The organism is Streptomyces sp. SID13031, assembly GCF_010548305.1.
GTDB lineage: Bacteria > Actinomycetota > Actinomycetes > Propionibacteriales > Kribbellaceae > Kribbella.
Genome location: NZ_JAAGLV010000002.1, coordinates 188709 through 208154 on the forward strand (window position 1 = coordinate 188709; position 19446 = coordinate 208154).

General features: G+C 68.2%; 17 protein-coding genes. 16 read left to right on the plus strand and 1 reads right to left on the minus strand.

Features of this window, described 5'->3' with window-relative positions; genetic code table 11:
* The first annotated feature begins 56 nt into the window (after positions 1-56).
* From G3I17_RS04960 to G3I17_RS04990, 7 genes are all read left to right on the plus strand, one after another.
* Positions 57-368: a hypothetical protein gene (locus G3I17_RS04960; RefSeq protein WP_164594239.1), complete on the plus strand. Its 312-nt coding sequence runs from the start codon at positions 57-59 to the stop codon at positions 366-368.
* Positions 365-1273: an FAD:protein FMN transferase gene (locus G3I17_RS04965; protein WP_164594523.1), complete on the plus strand. Its 909-nt coding sequence runs from the start codon at positions 365-367 to the stop codon at positions 1271-1273. Before G3I17_RS04960 ends, G3I17_RS04965 begins: the two co-directional genes overlap by 4 nt.
* Complete coding sequence (locus G3I17_RS04970) at positions 1273-1821, plus strand: hypothetical protein (protein WP_164594525.1); 549 nt, start codon at positions 1273-1275, stop codon at positions 1819-1821. Before G3I17_RS04965 ends, G3I17_RS04970 begins: the two co-directional genes overlap by 1 nt.
* Complete coding sequence (locus G3I17_RS40405) at positions 1818-3029, plus strand: NADH-ubiquinone oxidoreductase-F iron-sulfur binding region domain-containing protein (RefSeq protein WP_164594527.1); 1212 nt, start codon at positions 1818-1820, stop codon at positions 3027-3029. Before G3I17_RS04970 ends, G3I17_RS40405 begins: the two co-directional genes overlap by 4 nt.
* Complete coding sequence (locus G3I17_RS40410; protein ID WP_343238207.1) at positions 3026-3238, plus strand: ferredoxin; 213 nt, start codon at positions 3026-3028, stop codon at positions 3236-3238. Before G3I17_RS40405 ends, G3I17_RS40410 begins: the two co-directional genes overlap by 4 nt.
* A 124-nt stretch (positions 3239-3362) precedes the next feature.
* Positions 3363-8222: an NAD-glutamate dehydrogenase gene (locus tag G3I17_RS04985; RefSeq protein ID WP_164594531.1), complete on the plus strand. Its 4860-nt coding sequence runs from the start codon at positions 3363-3365 to the stop codon at positions 8220-8222.
* Between the two features lie 138 nt (positions 8223-8360).
* Positions 8361-9044 (plus strand): IMP cyclohydrolase, encoded by a 684-nt coding sequence (locus tag G3I17_RS04990; RefSeq protein ID WP_164594534.1) that lies wholly within the window; start codon positions 8361-8363, stop codon positions 9042-9044.
* Between the two features lie 75 nt (positions 9045-9119).
* On the opposite strand, the gene G3I17_RS04995 is transcribed toward G3I17_RS04990, so the two are convergent.
* Positions 9120-9857 carry a GntR family transcriptional regulator gene (locus G3I17_RS04995; protein ID WP_164594536.1) on the minus strand — a complete coding sequence of 246 codons (738 nt, stop codon included), beginning with the start codon at positions 9855-9857 and terminating at the stop codon, positions 9120-9122.
* Positions 9858-10019: 162 nt separating this feature from the next.
* Between G3I17_RS04995 and G3I17_RS05000 the strand changes: the two genes are divergently transcribed.
* The 9 genes from G3I17_RS05000 to G3I17_RS05040 all read left to right on the plus strand — a co-directional run bounded on the left by G3I17_RS05000 (position 10020) and on the right by G3I17_RS05040 (position 19441).
* Positions 10020-11021 (plus strand): Gfo/Idh/MocA family oxidoreductase, encoded by a 1002-nt coding sequence (locus tag G3I17_RS05000; protein WP_164594538.1) that lies wholly within the window; start codon positions 10020-10022, stop codon positions 11019-11021.
* Entirely contained in the window at positions 11018-11899 is an 882-nt protein-coding gene (locus tag G3I17_RS05005) for a sugar phosphate isomerase/epimerase (protein ID WP_164594540.1), read from the plus strand. Before G3I17_RS05000 ends, G3I17_RS05005 begins: the two co-directional genes overlap by 4 nt.
* Positions 11899-12840, plus strand: coding sequence for a 5-dehydro-2-deoxygluconokinase (iolC, locus tag G3I17_RS05010; RefSeq protein ID WP_164594542.1), 942 nt, complete (start codon positions 11899-11901; stop codon positions 12838-12840). The genes G3I17_RS05005 and iolC overlap by 1 nt, the downstream gene beginning before the upstream one ends.
* Positions 12841-13148: 308 nt before the next feature.
* Positions 13149-13526, plus strand: coding sequence for a hypothetical protein (locus G3I17_RS05015; protein WP_164594544.1), 378 nt, complete (start codon positions 13149-13151; stop codon positions 13524-13526).
* A complete protein-coding gene (locus G3I17_RS05020) occupies positions 13523-14395 on the plus strand; it encodes a deoxyribose-phosphate aldolase (RefSeq protein ID WP_164594546.1) in 873 nt (290 codons plus the stop codon). Before G3I17_RS05015 ends, G3I17_RS05020 begins: the two co-directional genes overlap by 4 nt.
* Before the next feature lie 109 nt (positions 14396-14504).
* Positions 14505-15395 (plus strand): 5-deoxy-glucuronate isomerase, encoded by an 891-nt coding sequence (iolB, locus tag G3I17_RS05025; protein WP_164594548.1) that lies wholly within the window; start codon positions 14505-14507, stop codon positions 15393-15395.
* A 163-nt stretch (positions 15396-15558) separates the two neighbouring features.
* Positions 15559-17478 carry a 3D-(3,5/4)-trihydroxycyclohexane-1,2-dione acylhydrolase (decyclizing) gene (gene iolD, locus G3I17_RS05030; RefSeq protein ID WP_164594550.1) on the plus strand — a complete coding sequence of 640 codons (1920 nt, stop codon included), beginning with the start codon at positions 15559-15561 and terminating at the stop codon, positions 17476-17478.
* Positions 17444-18364 carry a TIM barrel protein gene (locus G3I17_RS05035; RefSeq protein ID WP_343238227.1) on the plus strand — a complete coding sequence of 307 codons (921 nt, stop codon included), beginning with the start codon at positions 17444-17446 and terminating at the stop codon, positions 18362-18364. Before iolD ends, G3I17_RS05035 begins: the two co-directional genes overlap by 35 nt.
* 81 nt (positions 18365-18445) lie before the next feature.
* Entirely contained in the window at positions 18446-19441 is a 996-nt protein-coding gene (locus G3I17_RS05040) for a sugar ABC transporter substrate-binding protein (protein ID WP_164594554.1), read from the plus strand.
* The last annotated feature ends 5 nt before the right edge of the window (positions 19442-19446 follow it).

Sequence of the window (19446 nt, forward strand, 5' to 3'; positions counted from 1 at the left end):
TCCGGCTTGAGGTTCTCTTGGCGTGCGCCTGAGGCCCCCGCCGCGAGGCTTGAGGCATGGTCACCACAGCGATCGATCCTCACCCAGACCGCACCCGCTGGCTGCGCAGGTCGGCAGCGGCCGCTATCGCCACCGTTGTCCTCGGGGTCACCGGGACCGGCCTGGCCGTCGGCATCCTCAGCGCGCGCCAGCCCGACACCTCCGGCGGCACCCAGGCGTCGAGCAGCGACGACTCAGGCAGCTCCAGCGACAGCGGCTCAGGCAGCTCGAGCGACAGCGGCTCAGGCAGTTCCAGCGACAGCGGCAGCAGCGGTCTTGGCTCGGCTCAGCAGGACGCGCCGACTCAAGGCGGGAGCAACGGCTCATGAGCGCCTCGCGTACCTGGCAGGCCTGGAGCTGCACCGTTCGCCTGACGGTCGACGACCCCGTTGTACTCGGTGCGGCCGCGGGAGCTCTGAAAGCCCTGATGGATCGCGTAGACAAAGCAGCCAGCCGCTTCAGACCGGACTCGGAGCTGTCCGCGGTCAACACGCGAGCCGGCTCCATGGTCCCGGTGTCGCGCCTTCTGGTTGACCTGGTCGACGTCAGCCTCGTCGCTGCCTCCATGAGCGGCGGTGCCGTCGACCCGACCGTAGGAGCGGCGGTGGTCGCCGCCGGCTACGACGCCGACATCGAGACCGTACGAACCCGTCTACCCAAGCCCACTGGACCCGCAGCGCCCGCTCCTGGCTGGCAGCAGGTCAGGCTGAACCGCAAGGTGGCCATGGTCGGCATCCCAGAGGGCACCTCCCTAGACCTGGGCGCCACCGCCAAGGCCTGGACCGCAGACAGAGCGGCCCTGGTCCTCAGCAAGCGCCACGGCTGCGCAGTACTGGTCGAAATCGGTGGAGACCTCCGTGCTGCCGGTACTCCGGCCGAACCCTGGGTCATCCAAGTAGCAGAACGCGAAGGCGAGCAGGGCGTCGCAGTAACCCTGGCCCACGGCGGCCTGACCACCTCCACCCGTACAACGAGGATCTGGCTCACTCCAACTGGCCATGCTCACCACGTCATCGACCCGCGCACCGGACGCCCCGCAGACGGCCGCTGGCGAACAGCGTCGGTGTGGGCGCCGAGCGCAGTACGGGCGAACACCTTCAGTACTGCGCTCGTCGCCACCGGCGAAGCGGCACTCGGACGCCTGACCCTGGCCGGCCATCCGGCGCGACTGATCGCAGGCGACGGCGAGATCACTGAGCTGTCCGGCTGGCCATCGGCGAGCAGGGCCGCCTGATGACGCTGTGGTACCTGGCCCGCGCGGCCGGTGTGATGGCGCTGATCTTCTTCACCCTGGCGGCATCGCTCGGCGCACTCGGCTCCGGCAGCCGGGGACCGGAGCGACGGTTCTGGCTGCAGTACGTCCACCGCTCGGCCGCTGTCACCGGCCTGGTGCTCCTACTGACGCACGTGGTCGCGGTGATCTCCGACGCCTATGTGGACATCGGCGTATCGGTCATCGTCTGGCCGTTCAGCTCTGGGTATCGGCCGTTCGCGATGGTCGTCGGGGTGCTCGCCTTCTACAGCCTGATCGTCGCTGCGCTCGTCGGAGCGGCGAGAGGCCGGCTGACGCGATCCGAAGCATTCACCAAACGCTGGCGCTCGATCCATGTCGCCGCCTCCGTCGGCTGGCTCCTGTCGATCGGCCACAGCCTGCTGGCCGGTACCGACCGGGGTACGCCCTGGATGCTCGCGATCACTCTCGCCTGCCTGGCTGCGGTCGGCGCATCCGTCGCCGTACGCCTCCGGAGCAGGACCACAGTTCGCCTGGTGAGGACCTCATGACGATCTTGCAAGAGACCCCGACGACGCTGCGAGCGATCGGACAGCCCCGGCTGCTCGCCGGGCTGGCCGATGGTCGCGCTGACCTCCAGCGGCACCTCCAGGTGCATGGTCCGCTCCCGGAGCTCACCAGGGAGGCCTACAGCGAGCTGGCGACGGCCGTCGGGCTGAGAGGTCGAGGAGGTGCCGCCTTCCCGGTCGCACTGAAGCTCGCGGACCTCCCGGCCAGGGGTATCGAGGCAGTAGTCGTCAACGGCTCCGAGAGCGAGCCGGTCAGCCGCAAGGACCGGCTGCTCCTCACCATGGCGCCTCACCTAGTACTGGACGGCGCCACTGGGCTCGCCCGAGCGCTGCGTGCCCCTTTGGTGATGGTGGCTGTTCACGATGCGGCAGCCGCCGCTTCCGTTCGTGCCGCGCTACTAGAGCGTCAGGACGGAGTGGAGGTTCGGGTAGCCGATACACCCGGCCGCTTCGTCGCAGGTGAGGCCCGGGCTGTGTTGAGCGTGCTCGAAGGAGGCCCGTCGGTTCCACCAGGCAGGAAGGTACTGCCGACGAGGAAGGGCTACCACCGGCGGCCGACGTTCCTATCGAATGTCGAGACCTTCGCCCAGCTCGCGGTACTCGCCCGGCTGGGTGCCCATGAGTTCAGCAGCACAGGGCTGATCAGCGAGCCCGGTACCCAGCTACTGACGATCGCTGGCTCGGTAGAGCGCCCAGGAGTGGTCGAGACCCCGACCGGGACTCCGCTGGAGGCAGTACTACGTTTCGCCGGCGCATCGCCGGGGCCGGTCCTGGTCGGCGGGTACCACGGGAAGTGGCTGCCCACCGACATGAGCCGCCCGGAGACGTCCGGTGGCGCCGGCATCGTCCTGGCGCTCGGCTCCGACACCTGTCCGCTCGGCGAGGTCCATCGGGTCGCCCAGTGGCTGGCGAGTCAATCAGCCGGCCAATGCGGTCCCTGTGTCTTCGGCCTGGCGGCCCTGGTCGACGACTTCGGTCGCCTGGTCGACGGGGACCCGGCCGGCTGGCACGACGCACAACGGCACCTTGGCCTGGTACCGGGGCGGGGTGCCTGCGCCCACCCGGACGGGTCGGCCCGCTTCCTCGCCTCGGCGCTGGAAGTCTTCGACGACGACGTCCGCCAACACCTGGCTGGCGGCTGCGGCCGCGCAGTACACGGTGTGCTGCCAGTTCCCGGAGGTACCTGGTGAAGAAGCTCGAGATCGACTGGACCCGCTGCGACGGCCACGGCCTGTGCGGGACGCTGCTGCCCAACGACATCTGGCTCGACGAGTGGGGTTACCCGGTGCTCCGCGACCGCGAGATCACCCGCGGTGAACAGGCGAACGCGCGCCGCGCAGTACTGGCCTGCCCGGCGCTCGCACTCCGGCTGTCGGGGAGTGTTAAACGTGATTCGTAAGGCACCGGAAAGGTCCGTCCCGCCATCACACCAGTGACCGAAGTGGACTAATCTCTGAGGAAGGCGCACAACGTCGTGCGCCCGGCGCAGAGCGCCGCTTTGTCACGCGTGGAGACGGTGGGGAATGCAGAGCAAGCTGGACGTCCAGAAGGCGGATGTTCTCGCCAAGGCGGTGACCGCGGGATCGCACGGCAGTGAGGTCGATGCCGGCAAGTTGCGGACCTTCCTGGAGCGGTACTACCGATACGTCGCCGCGGAGGACGTGGCCGAGCGTCAGCCGACCGACTGTCTGGGCGCGGCCAAACACCACTACAAATCCGCGCTGTCCCGGCCGCAGGGCACCGCCAAGGTGCAGGTCTTCACCCCGACGGTGGAGGAGCACGGCTGGTCCGCGAACGGCCGGACCGTGGTCGAGATCGTGATCGACGACATGCCGTTCCTGGTCGACAGCGCCTCGATGGTGATCACCGACCACAACCTCGAGCTGCAGTTGCTGGTGCACCCGCAGTTCGTCGTCCGGCGGGACGTCACCGGCACCCTGCAGGAGGTGCTCGACGACGCGGCCGCCGCGGACGAGCACGACCTGGTCCGGGAGAGCTGGATGCACCTGGAGGTCGAGCGGATCGCCGACCCCGCGGAGCACCGCGTGCTGGAGCAGGCCCTGCAGCGGGTGCTCGGCGACGTCCGCGAGGCCGTCGAGGACTGGCCGAAGATGCACGAGAAGGCCGTCTCGATCGCCGAGTCGCTGGACCCGGCCAAGCTGCCGGTCGGCGCGAACGAGGTGGAGGAGGCCAAGGAGCTGCTGGAGTGGCTCGCCGACGAGCACTTCACCTTCCTTGGCTACCGCGAGTACAGCTTCACCATGCGCGGCGAGCAGGGCATCCTGCGCGGCGTCCCGGGCACTGGCCTCGGCATCCTGCGGCCGGACCCGAAGCAGGACGATAACGCCGGGCTGCTGCCGCCGGAGGTGAGCGCCAAGGCGCGGGAGAAGAAGCTGCTGATCCTGACCAAGGCGAACTCGCGCTCGACGGTGCACCGCTCGTCGTACCTGGACTATGTCGGCATCAAGCAGTTCGACGAGAACGGCGAGGCCGTCTCGGAGTACCGGTTCATCGGGCTGCTCTCCTCCACGGCGTACACCGAGAGCGTCATGCAGGTCCCGGTCCTGCGGCGCAAGGCGATCGAGCTGTTCAAGCAGACCGGCTTCGACCCGAACAGCCACAGCGGCAAGGGTCTGCTGGACGTGCTGGAGACGTACCCGCGCGACGAGTTGCTGCAGGCTCCGGTGGAGGACCTGCTGCCGATCGTGCAGTCCGTGCTGCACCTGCAGGAGCGCCGCGCGGTCAAGCTGTTCGTCCGCCGCGACGTCTACAACCGGTACCTGTCCTGCCTCGTCTACCTGCCGCGTGACCGCTACACCACGGCGGTCCGGCTCAAGATGCAGCAGATCCTCAAGGACGCGATCGGCGCCGAGTCCGTCGACTACGCCGCCTACGTGACCGAGTCCGTACTCGCCCGGGTGCACTTCGTGGTCCGGATGAAGCAGGGCTCGACCGTCGGGGAGTTCGACTCCGAGATCCTCGAGCAGAAGGTCGTCGAGGCGACCCGCGCCTGGCAGGACGACTTCAACGTCGCGCTGCACCAGAAGGGTGGCGATGGCGCTGTCACCAGGCTGGCCAGCCAGTACGCGACCGCGTTCCCCGAGGCGTACAAGGAAGACTTCGACGCCCGGGTCGCCGTCCGCGACGTGTCGATCCTGGATGGCCTTCCCGCTCAGGACGGCCTGGCCATGTCGCTCTACAGCCCCATCGACGAGGAGTGGGCCGGCGAGCGCCGCTTCAAGGTCTACAGGACCGGTACTGCGCTGTCGCTGTCGCAGGTGTTGCCACTGCTGACCCACATGGGCGTCGAGGTGATCGACGAGCGGCCGTACGAGATCCGCCGGCCCGCGGGGACGGCGTACATCTATGACTTCGGGCTCCGGGCGCCTCAGGGCTCCGAGGAGAAGGAGGAGCTGCGTGCGCTCTTCTCCGACACCTTCCAAGCCGTCTGGGAAGGACGTGCGGAGAGCGACGCGCTCAACGCCCTGGTACTGCGGGGCAGCCTCAGCTGGCGTCAGGTGTCGATCCTGCGCGCGTACCAGCGGTACATCCGCCAGGGCGGTACGCCGTTCAGCCAGAGCTACATCGAGAACACCTTCCTCAACCATGTGGACGTGGCGAAGCTGCTCGTCCAGCTGTTCGAGACGAGCTTCGACCCGGCGCGCGGTGCTGCCGACGACTCCGACCGGGTCATCGCGGTCGAGTTGCTGGAGAAGGAGATCGTCGCCGCACTCGACACGGTGAAGAGCCTGGACGAGGACCGGATCCTGCGCTCGTACCTGACCGTCATCAAGGCGACGCTGCGGACGAACTACTTCCTCCCGGCGACCGACGGCACGCCTCGGACGTACATCTCGTTCAAGCTGGAGCCCAAGGCGATCCCCGAGCTGCCGCAGCCGCGGCCGGCGTACGAGATCTTCGTGTACTCGCCGCGGGTCGAGGGTGTGCACCTGCGCTTCGGCGCCGTCGCGCGCGGTGGGCTGCGCTGGTCGGACCGGCGTGAGGACTTCCGGACCGAGGTGCTCGGTCTGGTGAAGGCGCAGATGGTGAAGAACTCGGTGATCGTGCCGGTGGGTGCGAAGGGCGGCTTCTACGCCAAGCAGCTGCCGGATCCGTCGGTCGACCGGGACGCTTGGCTGGCCGAGGGCATCGCGTCGTACAAGACCTTTATTTCGGGGCTGCTGGACATCACCGACAACATCGTTGCCGGTGACATCGTTCCCCCTGCTCAGGTGGTCCGGTACGACGGCGACGACGCCTATCTGGTGGTTGCCGCGGACAAGGGAACGGCGACGTTCTCGGACATCGCGAACGGGGTCGCCAAGGAGTACGGATTCTGGCTGGGTGACGCGTTCGCCTCGGGTGGTTCGGTCGGTTACGACCACAAGGCGATGGGGATCACGGCGCGCGGTGCGTGGGAGTCGGTCAAGCGGCACTTCCGCGAGATGGGCCACGACTGCCAGAACGCCGACTTCACCGTGGTCGGCGTCGGCGACATGAGCGGCGACGTCTTCGGCAACGGGATGTTGCTGTCGAAGCACATCCGGCTGGTCGCGGCGTTCGACCACCGGCACATCTTCCTCGACCCGACACCGGATGCGGCGACGTCGTTCGTGGAGCGGCGGCGGCTGTTCGACCTGCCGCGGTCGTCATGGGCGGACTACGAGTCGGCGCTGATCTCGGCCGGTGGCGGCATCTACCCGCGGACCGACAAGGCGATCCCGATCTCCGCGGAGGTCCGGGAGGCGCTCGGTCTGGAAGGGCACCCGGCCTCGCTCACGCCGAACGAGTTGATGCAGGCGATCGTGAAGGCGCCGGTCGACCTGTTCTGGAACGGCGGCATCGGCACGTATGTGAAGGCGACTGCCGAGTCGCACGCCGACGTCGGTGACAAGGCCAACGACGCGATCCGGATCAACGGCAAGGATCTGCGCGCCCATGCGGTCGGTGAGGGCGGCAACCTGGGCTTCACCCAGCTCGGCCGGATCGAGTACGCCGGCAAGGGTGGCCGGATCAACACTGACTTCATCGACAACGTGGCCGGCGTGGACACCTCCGACCACGAGGTGAACATCAAGATCCTGCTCGACAAGGTGGTCGCCGACGGTGACCTGACCGAGAAGCAGCGCAACGACGTGATCGCGTCGATGACCGAGGAGGTCAGCGCGCTGGTGCTCAAGTCGAACTACCGGCAGAACATCGGGCTGGCCAACGCGACCGCGCAGGCCGCGGCGCTGATGCACGTCCACCAGGACTGGGTCCGGCGGCTGGAGCGTGAGGGTCTGCTCAACCGGGAGCTGGAGTTCCTGCCGAGCGTCGCGGAGTTCAAGCGCCGCAAGCTCGAAGGGCGCGGGCTGACCTCGCCGGAGCTGTCGGTGCTGATCGCCTACACGAAGATCGTGCTCGAGGCCGAGCTGCTCAAGACCTCGCTGCCGGACGACGACTACCTGGCCGCGAAGCTGGTCAGCTACTTCCCGAAGGCGATCCAGGACCGGTTCGCCGAGCCGATGCAGTCGCACCAGCTGCGCCGGGAGATCATCACCACCCAGGTGGTGAACGAGTTCATCAACTCGTCCGGCATCACGGCGTACCACCGGTTGTCGCTGGAGACCGGTGGGTCGGTCGAGGACGTCGTACGGGCCAACCTGGCCGCGTCGCGGATCTTCGCCCAGCCCGAGCTGCTGGCTCGCAACGCGGAGCTGGACAACGTCGTCGATGCTGCCACCCAGACCGCGATGCGGTTGGAGACGCGGACGCTGGTGGAGCGGGCGACCCGCTGGCTGGTTTCCAACCGGCGTTCACCGGTCGACATCGCCGAGCTGATCGAGTTCTTCGCACCGGGGATCGCCAAGCTCACCGCTTCGCTTCCCGAGGTACTGCGTGGGCGCGAGCTGGCGTTGTACGAGCAGCGGCGCGAGTCGCTGGTCTCCAAGGACGTGCCGGAGGACGTCGCCACCCGGATCGCGGTGCTGCCGCCGGCCTACGCGGCCCTGGGCATCGTGGAGACGGCGGATCGCGACGACCTCGACGTACTGGAGGTCGCCAAGGTCCACTTCGCCCTCGGCGAGCGGCTGCACCTGGGGCTCTTCCTGGAGCGAATCATCGGGCTGCCGCGCACGGACCGCTGGCAGACGATGGCGCGGGCAGCGCTGCGTGACGATCTGCACGCGGTCCACGCTCGCCTCACCGCCCAGGTCCTGGCGACCACCGACGGGGCCGCCGAGCCCGAGGAGCGCGTCATCGCCTGGCAGGACATGAACGCGACGGCCCTTGGCCGGGCGGCCACGATGATGGAAGAGATCGTCGAAACCGAAGGCCCGGAGCTGGCCCACCTCTCGGTAGGCCTGCGCCTGGTCCGCACCCTGCTCAACAACCAGGCCTGACCTGACCTGGCCCTGTCCCGAACGACAGGACATAGTCGGGCATTCGGCCGGCCGCCACGCTCACGGGAGCGGCGGCCGGCCGGTTTGCGGGGACTATGTCCTGTCGGTCGGGACGGAGCCGGACGTTAGGCTTCGCCCGTGGCGACCCTTGTGGATCTAGTTGGCGGTAGTGAGTATCCGGGGCGTGGGGTGGCGATCGGGCGGGACGGCGATGGCGAGCCGTTCGCCGCTTACTGGCTGACCGGGCGGAGTCCCGAGTCGCAGCGACGCCAGCTCGTCGTGGCCGAGTACGAGATCGTCGTCCAGGACATCGGTGGCGGAGACTCGGATGAGCTGCGGCACTACACAGCCGCGATCCGCACCGAGGACTGGGTGATCGTCGGCAACGGCACCCATATCAGCGAGCTGGCCGGCACCCACGCCGACTGCGTGGACCTGCAGGTGGCGTTGCGGAACATCGACTACGAACCCGACCCACCCATCCGCACCCCACGAATCTTCGCCGGCGCGGTCATCGAAGGCCCTGAACTGTTGGACCTCGTCGTCGGGTCCGCCCGCTCGTACTCCGCGGACCAGGTCCAGCACCCGTCGCTCTTCCTGCGCCGCTCCGAAGAAGCCACCGCCGGCGTCGTCACCACGTACTCCGGAACCGCCGACGAGGTGGTCACCGATGGCTACCCGGTCGTCGTCTCCGTCGACGCCGAGTGGGAGACCCTCCCCGACCTCCTCTGGAACCGCCTCGACCCGGCCCTCCGAGTCGCCCTCGCCGTCATCCCCCTGAACGCCGAGACCTTCGAGGACGCGATCCTCCGCTCACGCTGACGCCAACCCTTACGTCCGAAGAACTCGAGGGACGTCTTGCCCAGTTCTTCGGACGTAAGGCTCTGGTGCTGACGGTCAGCGTTCGGAGACGATGACGTCTACGGAGTATTGGTCGGCGCGGTAGCAGTGGTCGCCGAATTCGACCGGGGAGCCGTCGGCGTCGTAGGCGCTGCGGGTCATCGTGACCAGCGGCTCGGCCTTGGACATGTGCAGGATGCGGCGTTCCTCGGCGGTCGCGTTGCGGGCGCCGATGCGTTGCCGGGCGACCGTCGGGCGGATGCCGCGGGCGCGCAGGACGGCGTACAGACCGTCGGTCTCCAGGAGTTCGGTGGTCAGGTCGTCCATTGCCGGGGGCAACCAGTTGCGGAGGATCGCGAGCGGCTGGTCACCGGCGTACCGGAGCCTGACGATCGCGACCAGCAGGGCGCCGGGTTTGAGGCCGAGCGCCTCGGCGGCGCGGTCGTCCTGCGTTGAACAGTTCAGGGAGAGCACTTCGGTGCGTGGGGTGCGGCCTTCGCGGATCAGGTCGTCGTACAGGCTGGTCAGCTCGGCTCGGCGGTGGACCATCTGGTTCGCGACGGTGGTACCGATGCCGCGGCGGCGGACGAGCAGGCCTTTGTTGACCAGCTCGGAGATCGCGCGGCGGACGGTCGGCCGGGACAGGCTGAGCCGGTCGGACATCGCCAGCTCGTTCTCGAAGGCGTCGCCGGGGCGCAGGGTGCCGTTGCTGACGGCGGCGGTCAGCTGCTCGGCGAGCTGGTGATAGAGCGGCACCGGGCTCGTCCGATCGATCTGGATCGGGAGGGCGGCCATGTCCGGATGTTACAGGAAGGAGGTTTGTATGTCCCGACGTGAAAATGTGCTTACAAAGTATTGACACCTCTGGCGTGGGCGGCAAAGCTGACGGGGCGAACCAGTGCCGCGAGTGGGCTGGTCCGGCGAACAGTCACGAGCCTTGACGAGAGGGAACCAAGGATGCGAATCGGGTTGGTCGGAGCCGGGCGGATCGGGGCGTTCCACGCCGCGACGCTGAAGGGCCTGGCGGCGGTGGAGCAGGTCGTCGTCACGGACGTCGACGCGAGCCGGGCGGAGGTCGTCGCCAAGGATCTCGAGCTGGAGTTCGCGGGTTCCGTGGACCAACTGCTGACCAGTGGGATCGACGGGTTTGTGATCGCCGCGGCCACCTCGGCGCACGCCGACCTGATCTCGAAGGCCGTCGCGGCCGGGATCCCGACCTTCTGCGAGAAGCCGGTCGCGATCGATCTCGGCGAGACCCAGCGGATCGTGGCGCTGGCCGAGGCCTCGGACGTGCCCGTGCATATCGGCTTCCAGCGCCGCTTCGACGCCGGCTACCGCTCGGCGCAGGAGCAGGTCGCCGGCGGTGAGCTCGGCTTCATCCACCACATCCGCGCCAACACCAACGACGCGTTCCCGCCGCCGCGCGAGTACATCCCGACCAGCGGCGGCTTCTTCCGCGACTGCACGGTGCACGACTTCGACATCATCCGGTTCGTCACCGGCCGCGAGGTGGTCAGCGTCTTCGCCACCGGCGCCAACCGGGGCGAGGCCTTCTTCGGCGAGTACGGCGACATCGACGCTGCCGCCGCGCTACTGACCCTCGACGACAACACCTTCGTCACGGTCAGCGGCACCCGCTACAACGCGGCCGGCCACGACGTACGGATGGAGGTGCTCGGCTCGCTCGGGTCGATCGCAATCGGCCTCGACGAGCACACCGCGCTGCGCTCGGCCGAGCCCGGCGTCACCTTCCCCGCCGGCCAGTCGCACGGCACGTTCATGGATCGGTTCAGGCCGGCCTACATCGCCGAACTGACCGCCTTCACCGAGGTGGTCGCCGGCACTCGCACGGTGCCCTGCACGGTCCGCGATGCCCTGCAGGCCTTCCGGATCGCCGATGCCTGCGAACTGTCCCGACGCGAGAACCGCGTTGTACTTCTGGAGGAGATCGGCCGATGAGCGACGTTGCCACCAGGATCGCCGGAGCGCCCATTTCCTGGGGTGTCTGCGAGGTCCCGGGCTGGGGTTGGCAGTACGACCCGGAGACGGTGCTGGCGCAGATGCGCGACGTGGGCATCGCCGCGACCGAGTTCGGGCCGGACGGGTTCCTGCCCGACGACCCGGCCGACAAGGCGAAGGCGCTGGCGGATCTGGGGTTGCGGGCGGTCGGCGGGTTCGTACCGGTAGTACTGCATGATCCGTCGCACGACCCCGCTCCGGAGGTGGCCCACGCGCTGGAGGGCTTTGTCGCAGCTGGGGCCAGCACGCTGGTACTTGCTGCGGCGACCGGGCAGGAGGGGTACGACGACCGGCCGGTGCTCGACTCGGCCGGCTGGGACACGTTGCTGGCCAACCTCGACTCGCTGGCCGGGCTGGCCGCCAAGCAGGGGATCACGGCGACGCTGCACCCGCACGTCGGCACGATGGTCGAGAACGCTTCAGATGTCGACCGGGTGCTCGAAGGATCGACGATCGGACTGACGCTTGACACCGGGCACCTGCTGATCGGTGGGGTCGACCCGGTTGCCCTTGCTTTGAAGCACACTTCGCGGATCCTGCACACGCACTTGAAGGATGTCGACGCTTCCTGGGCAGCCAAGGTGCAGGCCGGCGAGGTCAGCTACACGGACGCCGTACGGGCTGGGATGTACCGGCCGCTCGGTGGCGGCGACATTGACTTGGAGACGATCGTGTCCGCGTTGGAGAAGTCCGGGTATGACGGCTGGTACGTGCTCGAGCAGGACACGATCCTGGTCGGGCGGCCTGCGGATGACGGCCCACTGGCCGATGTGCGGGCGAGTATCGAGCATCTGCGGCGGATCGCCGAGGCGGTCTGATGGCCGACGACGTACTCACCATCGGGCGGATCGGGGTCGACCTGTACCCGTTGCAGACCGGGGTGCATCTGGAGGACGTCGAGAGCTTCGGCAAGTTCCTCGGTGGCAGCGCGACCAACGTCGCCGTCGCGGCGGCCAGGCACGGGCGGAAGTCGGCGGTGATCAGCCGGACCGGCAACGACCCGTTCGGCACCTTCATCCACCGGACGCTGCTGGAGCTCGGCGTCGACGACCGCTTCGTCACGCCGGTCGAGGGGCTGCCGACACCGATCACCTTCTGCGAGATCTTCCCGCCGGACAACTTCCCGCTGTACTTCTACCGGTTCCCGAAGGCGCCGGATCTGGTGATCAACCCGTCGGAGCTCGACCTGACGGCGATTCGCGACGCCTCGATCTACTGGTCGACGGTGACGGGGTTGTCGGCCGAGCCGAGCCGGACGGCGCACTTCACCGCGTGGGAAGCGCGCGAACGGCGTCCGTTCACGGTGCTCGACCTCGACTACCGGCCGATGTTCTGGGCGGACCCGAGTGAGGCGCACGAGCAGGTCAGCCGCGCGCTCCAGCACTGCACGGTTGCCGTGGGCAACCGCGAGGAGTGCGAGGTCGCCGTCGGCGAGACCGACCCGGACAAGGCGGCGCAGGCGCTGCTCGACCGAGGTCTCGACCTCGCCGTCGTCAAGCAGGGTCCCAAGGGCACGCTGGCACGGACCCGCGACGAGCGCGTCGAGGTGCCGCCGTTCCCGGTGGAGGTCGTCAACGGCCTAGGTGCCGGCGACGGCTTCGGCGGCGCCCTATGCCACGGACTCCTCGCAGGCTGGCCGCTGGAAAGGGTCATCCGCTTCGCCAACATCGCCGGCGCAATCGTCGCCTCCCGCCTCGAATGCTCCACTGCCATGCCCACCGAGGCCGAGGTCCTAGCACTACTGGAGCGGTCCGCATGAGCCCCACAGGAAACGCCCCGAACCGCTCCCCACTGGGACGAATCAAATGAGCGCCAACAGCAACAACCACACCGGCGCCAACCTGCCCGCAACCGGCACCTCCCGCGAGGCAAGCGGCAACGGCCCCCACACCGCAGCTGAGCCCAGCGTGACTGAACTGCCTGCGGGCGCGTCTGGAGCTGGCGGTCCTCGCGAGGCGGGCGGCGGATCCCATGGCGAAGGTGAGCCCAGCGTGACTGAACTGCCTGCGAGCGCGTCTGGAGCTGCCGATCCTCGCGAGGCGGGCGGCGGCGGATCCCATGGCGTAGATGAGCTCGGCACCGCCGGCGGATCCCGTGGCGTCGTTGAGTTCGGCGGCGCCGACCCGTCCGTGGGCAGGCCCCGAGCTGGCGAGACCGGTACTGGGAGAGACGGCATGGGTGCCGACGGCGACGAGCTCGGCGATGCCGGGCTGTACGCGAGCAAGCCTCGATCTGGTGGGGGCCGCGAGACCAAGGGCGGGGAACTCCGTAAACCAGGGCTCGGCGGTGGTGGGGTTCGTGAAGGCGGGCCTGGTGGTGGAGCGCGCGAGGGTGAAGTCGGTGGCGAGCCTCGTCAAGGCGAGGTTGGTGGTGGGTCCAGCGAAGGTGGGCGTGGTGGGGGTCCGCTTCGAGGTGGGGCGGGTGGCGAACTGGGGAGCGATGTGAATCCGACCGAGATCAGGGTGCGGTATCCCGAGCGGATCGCCGAGGCGTGGCAGCAGCGGCGTCGGCGGGAACTCGTCGGCGAGGATGGGCGGCTGCTGATCGTTGCCGCCGATCACCCGGCGCGGGGTGCGCTCGGTGTCCGGGATGACCTGATGGCGATGGCGAGCCGGCCGGCGCTGATCGACCGGCTCTGTACTGCGCTGCGGCGGCCGGGCGTGGACGGTGTGCTCGCGACGCCCGATATCCTCGAAGACCTGCTGTTGCTCGGGGCGCTCGAAGGCAAGGTCGTGATCGGCTCGATGAACCGTGGCGGGCTGCAGGGCGCGTCGTTCGAGCTGGACGACCGGTTCACGGCTTACGGTACGGCGGATGACATCGCCGGGCGCCGGCTGGACGGCGGCAAGATGCTGACCAGGATCTGCCTGGACGACCCCGGCACGGTGGCGACGCTGGAGAGCAGCGCCCGGGCGGTGACCGAACTCGCCGAACGCAAACTGATGGCGATGGTCGAACCCTTCTGGTCGGTCCGCCGCGACGGCCGGGTGACGAACCTGCTCGACCCCGACTCGGTCATCAAGTCGATCCACATCGCCGCCGGCCTAGGCGCCACCAGCGCCTACACCTGGCTGAAGCTGCCGGTGGTGGACGACCTGGCCCGGGTCATGGATGCAACCACCCTCCCAACGCTCCTCCTGGGCGGCGACCCAACAGTTGCCCCGGAAGAGACCTATGCCTCCTGGGGCAAGGCTTTGAGCCTCCCCTCGGTCCGAGGCCTGGTAGTAGGCCGAGCCCTGCTCTTCCCACCCGACGGCAACGTCGCCGCCGCCGTAGACCAAGCCTCATCCCTAGTACACGGAGGCGCCGCATGACGGCACAGGTCCCTGCACAGGTCACCGTGCAGGTCCTCGCACAGGTCCGCGTGCCGGCGCATGGTGTCGCCGGGATCAGCGCAGCTGTCCGTGCCGACGGAGGTATCGCATGACCGAGTGGTTCCGTCCTGCGGGCTCCACCGCGCGCGACGGCTTCGATGTGGCAGTCAGTCCGGGGGAGAAGGACTGGGAACACACCGGCCTGTGCGTCGCGACTCTGCGGCCCGGGCAGTCGGTGGAGATCGAGACCGGTGACTCGGAGTGGCTCGTGTTGCCGTTGTCCGGATCCGCCGAGGTGATTGTGGACGGTGAGACAGTCCCGTTGGGCGGACGTGCTGACGTGTTCGCCGGCGCGACTGATCTCGCCTACGTCCCACGCAACTCCACCATGGTTGTCGTCAGCGCGGGCGGGGCTCGGATCGCCTTCCCGCATGCTCGGGCGGCTTCGGACTATCCGTTCCGGCGGATCGGGGTCGAGCAGATCGAGACCGAGTTGCGGGGAGCTGGTGTCGCTTCCCGGCAGGTCCGGAACTTCGGCACGCCCGGGGTACTCGAGGCCGACTCGATCATCGCCTGCGAGGTACTCACCCCGGCCGGGAACTGGTCGTCGTACCCGCCGCACAAGCACGACGAGCACAAGCCTGGCAAGGAGAGTGAGCTCGAGGAGATCTACTACTTCGAACTCCAGCTCTCCGACGCCGCCCCTGAGGTTGTCAAGGGCAACGACCCGATCGGTTACCAGCGGGTCTACGGCACCGGTGACCGCCCCATCGACGTACTGGCTGAAGTGCGCAGCGGGGATCTGGTGCTGGTGCCACACGGTTGGCATGGTCCTGCGATGGCGCCTCCTGGCTATGACATGTACTACCTGAACGTGATGGCCGGCCCCGGCGCCGAACGCGAGTGGCTGATCAGCGACGACCCACAGCACGGCTGGGTCCGCGAACTGTGGAAGACCGAGAAGATCGACCCCCGCCTCCCCTTCGGAAAAAGCGAGTGATCGCGCCAACCAAGCCCCCACGACCTGCGGCGGCAGAGGTGGGCATCTGGTCGGCTCCGCGAGGGGCTGGTTTGTGGAGTTCTACCGTGCCGCAGTGCGGGCGCTGGCTGGGTAATAGTGGGTGGGGGTTCGCAGTGGTGGCTACTGGTTTTGGAGGAGAGTTATGACGGTGCGTCTGACGGTCGCGCAGGCGTTGGTGCGGTTCCTGGGTGTTCAGTACTCGGAGCGTGATGGGGAGCGGCAGAAGCTCTTTGCTGGGTGTTTCGGGATCTTTGGGCATGGCAATGTGGCTGGCGTTGGGCAGGCACTGTTGCAGGCCGAGCTCGAGGATCCTGAGGCGTTGCCCTACATCCTCGCCCGCAACGAGCAGGCGATGGTGCACAGCGCCTCCGCCTTCGCCCGGACCCGCGATCGCCTGCAGACCTACGCCTGCACGGCGAGCGTCGGACCCGGCTCGACCAACATGATCACCGGCGCGGCGCTGGCGACAGTCAACCGCCTACCCGTACTCCTCCTTCCTTCGGACGTGTTCAGCACCCGGGCGGCGACGCCGGTGCTGCAGGAACTGGAGAGCACGACCGCGGGTGACGTCTCGGTCAACGACGCCTTCCGCCCGGTCTCCAAGTACTTCGACCGGATCTGGCGCCCCGAGCAACTGCCCTCGGCCCTGCTGAACGCGATGCGCGTGCTGACCGACCCGGTAGAGACCGGCGCGGTCACGATCGCTCTGCCGCAAGACGTGCAGGCCGAAGCCTTCGACTGGCCCGAGGACCTGTTCGCCGAGCGCACCTGGTACATCGCCCGCCCGTTGCCGGAAGCATCTATTGTCGCCAAGGCGGTCGAGCTCATCCGGTCTTCGCGAAAGCCCCTGATCGTGGCTGGAGGCGGTGCGGCCTACTCCCGCGCGCAGGATGCGTTGCGAGAGTTCGCCGAGCAGACCGGCATACCGGTGGCGGAAAGTCAGGCGGGCAAGGGATCTCTGCGCTACGACCACCCGCAGTCGGTCGGCGCGATCGGGTCCACGGGCACGACGGCCGCGAACGCGCTGGCCCGCGAGGCCGACCTGGTGATCGGTGTCGGCACCCGCTTCGCCGACTTCACGACGGCGTCGCGGACGGCCTTCCAGAACCCGGACGTGCGGTTCGTGAACATCAACGTGGCGCGGTTCGACGGTGGCAAGCATGCTGGTCTCCCTGTCGTCGCCGATGCCCGGGAAGCCCTTGTTTCCTTGGCATCTGCACTCGGTGACTGGTCCGTACAGGATGATTACAGATCATTGACGGCCGAGCTCGCAACTCGGTGGGACGCGATTGTGGATAACACCTACAACCCGCCCACGGACGTGACCTCGAAACTCGCGGAAGGTCTGCTCACCCAGGGCGAGGTCCTCGGTGCCGTCAACGAATTGTCGGCGCCGTCTGATGTGGTGGTGTGTGCGGCCGGTTCGATGCCGGGCGACCTGCACAAACTCTGGCGGACCCGCGACCCGAAGGGATACCACGTCGAATATGGCTACTCCTGCATGGGATACGAGATCGCCGGCGGCCTGGGCGTCCGGCTCGGCGCACCCGAGCGCGACGTCTTCGTCATGGTCGGCGACGGGTCGTATCTGATGATGTCGAGCGAGCTCGTCACGGCCGTCCAGGAGAACGTCAAGATCATCGTCGTCCTGGTCCAGAACCACGGCTTCGCGTCGATCGGCGCGTTGTCGGAATCCCTTGGCTCACAACGATTCGGTACGTCGTACCGGCGGCGTAGTGGCGACGGGCGACTCGATGGGGACTACCTCCCGGTCGACCTGGCGGCCAACGTGCGCAGCCTCGGCGTCGAGGTGCTGGACGTGAACAGCCGCGCCGAGCTGGAGAAGGCGATCGGTACGGCGAAGGCCGCCGACGGCCCGATCGCGATCCACGTCAAGACTGACCCGCTGATCGGCGCGCCGGACAGCGAGTCGTGGTGGGACGTACCGGTCAGCCAGGTGTCCGACCTGGACTCGACCCGCGCGGCGTCGGTGAAGTACGAGGAATCCAAGCAGACGCAGCGGCCGTATCTGGCGCCCGTCGAAGGAGGCAACCGTGGGTAGCGTCAAAGTAGGCAGCGCGCCGGACTCGTGGGGCGTCTGGTTCGCGAACGACGAGCAGCAGACGCCGTGGGAGCGGTTCCTCGACGAGGTCGCCGGAGCGGGCTACACGCGGATCGAGCTCGGACCGTACGGCTACCTGCCGACCGATCCCGCGCAGCTGAAGGAAGAGCTGGACAAGCGCGGTCTCGAGGTGACGGCCGGCACGATCTTCGAGCACCTCCACCGGGAGGACTCCTGGGACTCGACCTGGCGCGACGTCTCGGCCGCCGCCGAGCTGGCAGCGGCGATGGGCGCCAAGCACCTGGTCGTCATCCCGTCGATGTGGCGTGGCTCGGACGGCGAGGTCGTCGAGCCGCGACTGGATCACGAGGGGCAGGCCCGGCACGGCAAGCAGGTGACCGAGCTCGGCCGGCGGATCGCCGCGGAGTACGGGTTGAAGACGCAGTTCCATCCGCATGCGGACGGGCACGTGGACAGCCAGGAGACCGTGGAGCGGTTCCTCGCCGAGACCGACGGGGAGTACGTCAACCTCTGCCTGGACACCGGCCACATCAGCTACTGCGGTGGTGACAATCTCGAGCTGATCCGGAAGTACCCGGAGCGGATCGGTTACGTGCACCTGAAGCAGGTCGACCCGGCGGTGCTCGCGCAGGTCGAGGCCGACGGCGTCGGGTTCGACGAAGCCGTCCGGCGCGGCGTGATGTGCGAGCCGCCGCTCGGCGTGCCCGACCTGCCGCCGGTGCTCGACGCGCTGGCCGGCCTCGACGCCGATCTGTTCGCGATCGTGGAGCAGGACCTGTATCCGTGCCCGCCTGACGTGCCGCTGCCGATCGCGGAACGCACGCTGGCATATCTGCGGACCCACGGGGGTGGTGTATCCGCTTGACGACCAGCAGAGTAATGCTCTCTGGTCACACTCACACGCCGCGGCGTTACCGCGGAACGTCTGAAAGGCTGGTTGGTTTTCATGGTTCGGTGGCAGAAGAAGGCGGTGGCCACGGGGGCGGCGCTCGTGCTGGTAGCGGCGCTGGGTGCCTGTAGTTCCTCCGGCGGCAAGCAGGAGGAGGAGAAGGCGAGCGGAGCGGCCGGCAACGTGGCGAACACGCCGCGGATGAAGGTTGCCTTCATCACCCATGCCGCCCCCGGCGACACGTTCTGGGACCTGGTCCGCAAGGGTGCTGAGGCGGCCGCGGCGAAGGACAACGTCGAGTTGCAGTACTCCGGTGCGCCCGAGGGTGCGGACCAGGCCAACCTGGTGCAGACCGCGATCGACCAGAAGGTCGACGGCATCGCCGTCACGCTGGCCAAGCCCGACGCGATGCAGGCGAACGTGAAGAAGGCGGCCGACGGTGGCATCCCGGTGGTCGCGCTGAACGGTGGCATCGACTCCTGGAAGCAGGCCGGTGCGCTCGGCTACTTCGGTCAGGACGAGCGGATCGCCGGTCAGGCAGCGGGAACGAAGCTGACCGAGCTCGGCGCGAAGAAGGCCGTCTGCGTGATCCAGGAGCAGGGCCACGTCGGCCTGGAGGCGCGCTGCCAGGGGGTGAAGGAGAAGTTCCCGAACACCGAGAAGCTCTACATCACCGGTACCGACATGCCGGGCAGCCAGACCACGATGACCTCGAAGCTCCAGCAGGACAAGAGCATCGACTACGTCGTCACGCTGGGAGCGCCGTACGCGCTGGCCGCGGTGAAGTCGGTCAAGGACGCGGGCTCGAGCGCCAAGGTCGGCACCTTCGACACCAACAAGGACCTGATCGGCGCGATCAAGTCCGGTGACGTGCAGTGGGCCGTGGACCAGCAGCCGTACCTGCAGGGCTACCTCGCGGTCGACAGCCTGTGGCTCTACAAGACGAACGGCAACACCATCGGCGGTGGCCAGGCCACGCTGACCGGTCCCGCGTTCATCGACAAGGGCAATGTCGCCGCGGTGGAGAAGTTCGCCGCCGGCGGGACGCGCTGAGGTAG

Bases quoted from the DNA above. Each gene is read 5' to 3' on its own strand.
- iolD (WP_164594550.1), top strand. From the start codon at position 15,559: ATGACGGTGCGTCTGACGGTCGCGCAGGCGTTGGTGCGGTTCCTGGGT.
- G3I17_RS04960 (WP_164594239.1), top strand. From the start codon at position 57: ATGGTCACCACAGCGATCGATCCTCACCCAGACCGCACCCGCTGGCTG.
- G3I17_RS04970 (WP_164594525.1), top strand. From the start codon at position 1,273: ATGACGCTGTGGTACCTGGCCCGCGCGGCCGGTGTGATGGCGCTGATC.
- G3I17_RS05000 (WP_164594538.1), top strand. From the start codon at position 10,020: ATGCGAATCGGGTTGGTCGGAGCCGGGCGGATCGGGGCGTTCCACGCC.
- G3I17_RS04985 (WP_164594531.1), top strand. From the start codon at position 3,363: ATGCAGAGCAAGCTGGACGTCCAGAAGGCGGATGTTCTCGCCAAGGCG.
- G3I17_RS04995 (WP_164594536.1), bottom strand. From the start codon at position 9,857: ATGGCCGCCCTCCCGATCCAGATCGATCGGACGAGCCCGGTGCCGCTC.
- G3I17_RS05040 (WP_164594554.1), top strand. From the start codon at position 18,446: ATGGTTCGGTGGCAGAAGAAGGCGGTGGCCACGGGGGCGGCGCTCGTG.
- G3I17_RS05005 (WP_164594540.1), top strand. From the start codon at position 11,018: ATGAGCGACGTTGCCACCAGGATCGCCGGAGCGCCCATTTCCTGGGGT.
- G3I17_RS40405 (WP_164594527.1), top strand. From the start codon at position 1,818: ATGACGATCTTGCAAGAGACCCCGACGACGCTGCGAGCGATCGGACAG.
- iolB (WP_164594548.1), top strand. From the start codon at position 14,505: ATGACCGAGTGGTTCCGTCCTGCGGGCTCCACCGCGCGCGACGGCTTC.
- G3I17_RS05015 (WP_164594544.1), top strand. From the start codon at position 13,149: ATGAGCTCGGCACCGCCGGCGGATCCCGTGGCGTCGTTGAGTTCGGCG.
- iolC (WP_164594542.1), top strand. From the start codon at position 11,899: ATGGCCGACGACGTACTCACCATCGGGCGGATCGGGGTCGACCTGTAC.
- G3I17_RS04965 (WP_164594523.1), top strand. From the start codon at position 365: ATGAGCGCCTCGCGTACCTGGCAGGCCTGGAGCTGCACCGTTCGCCTG.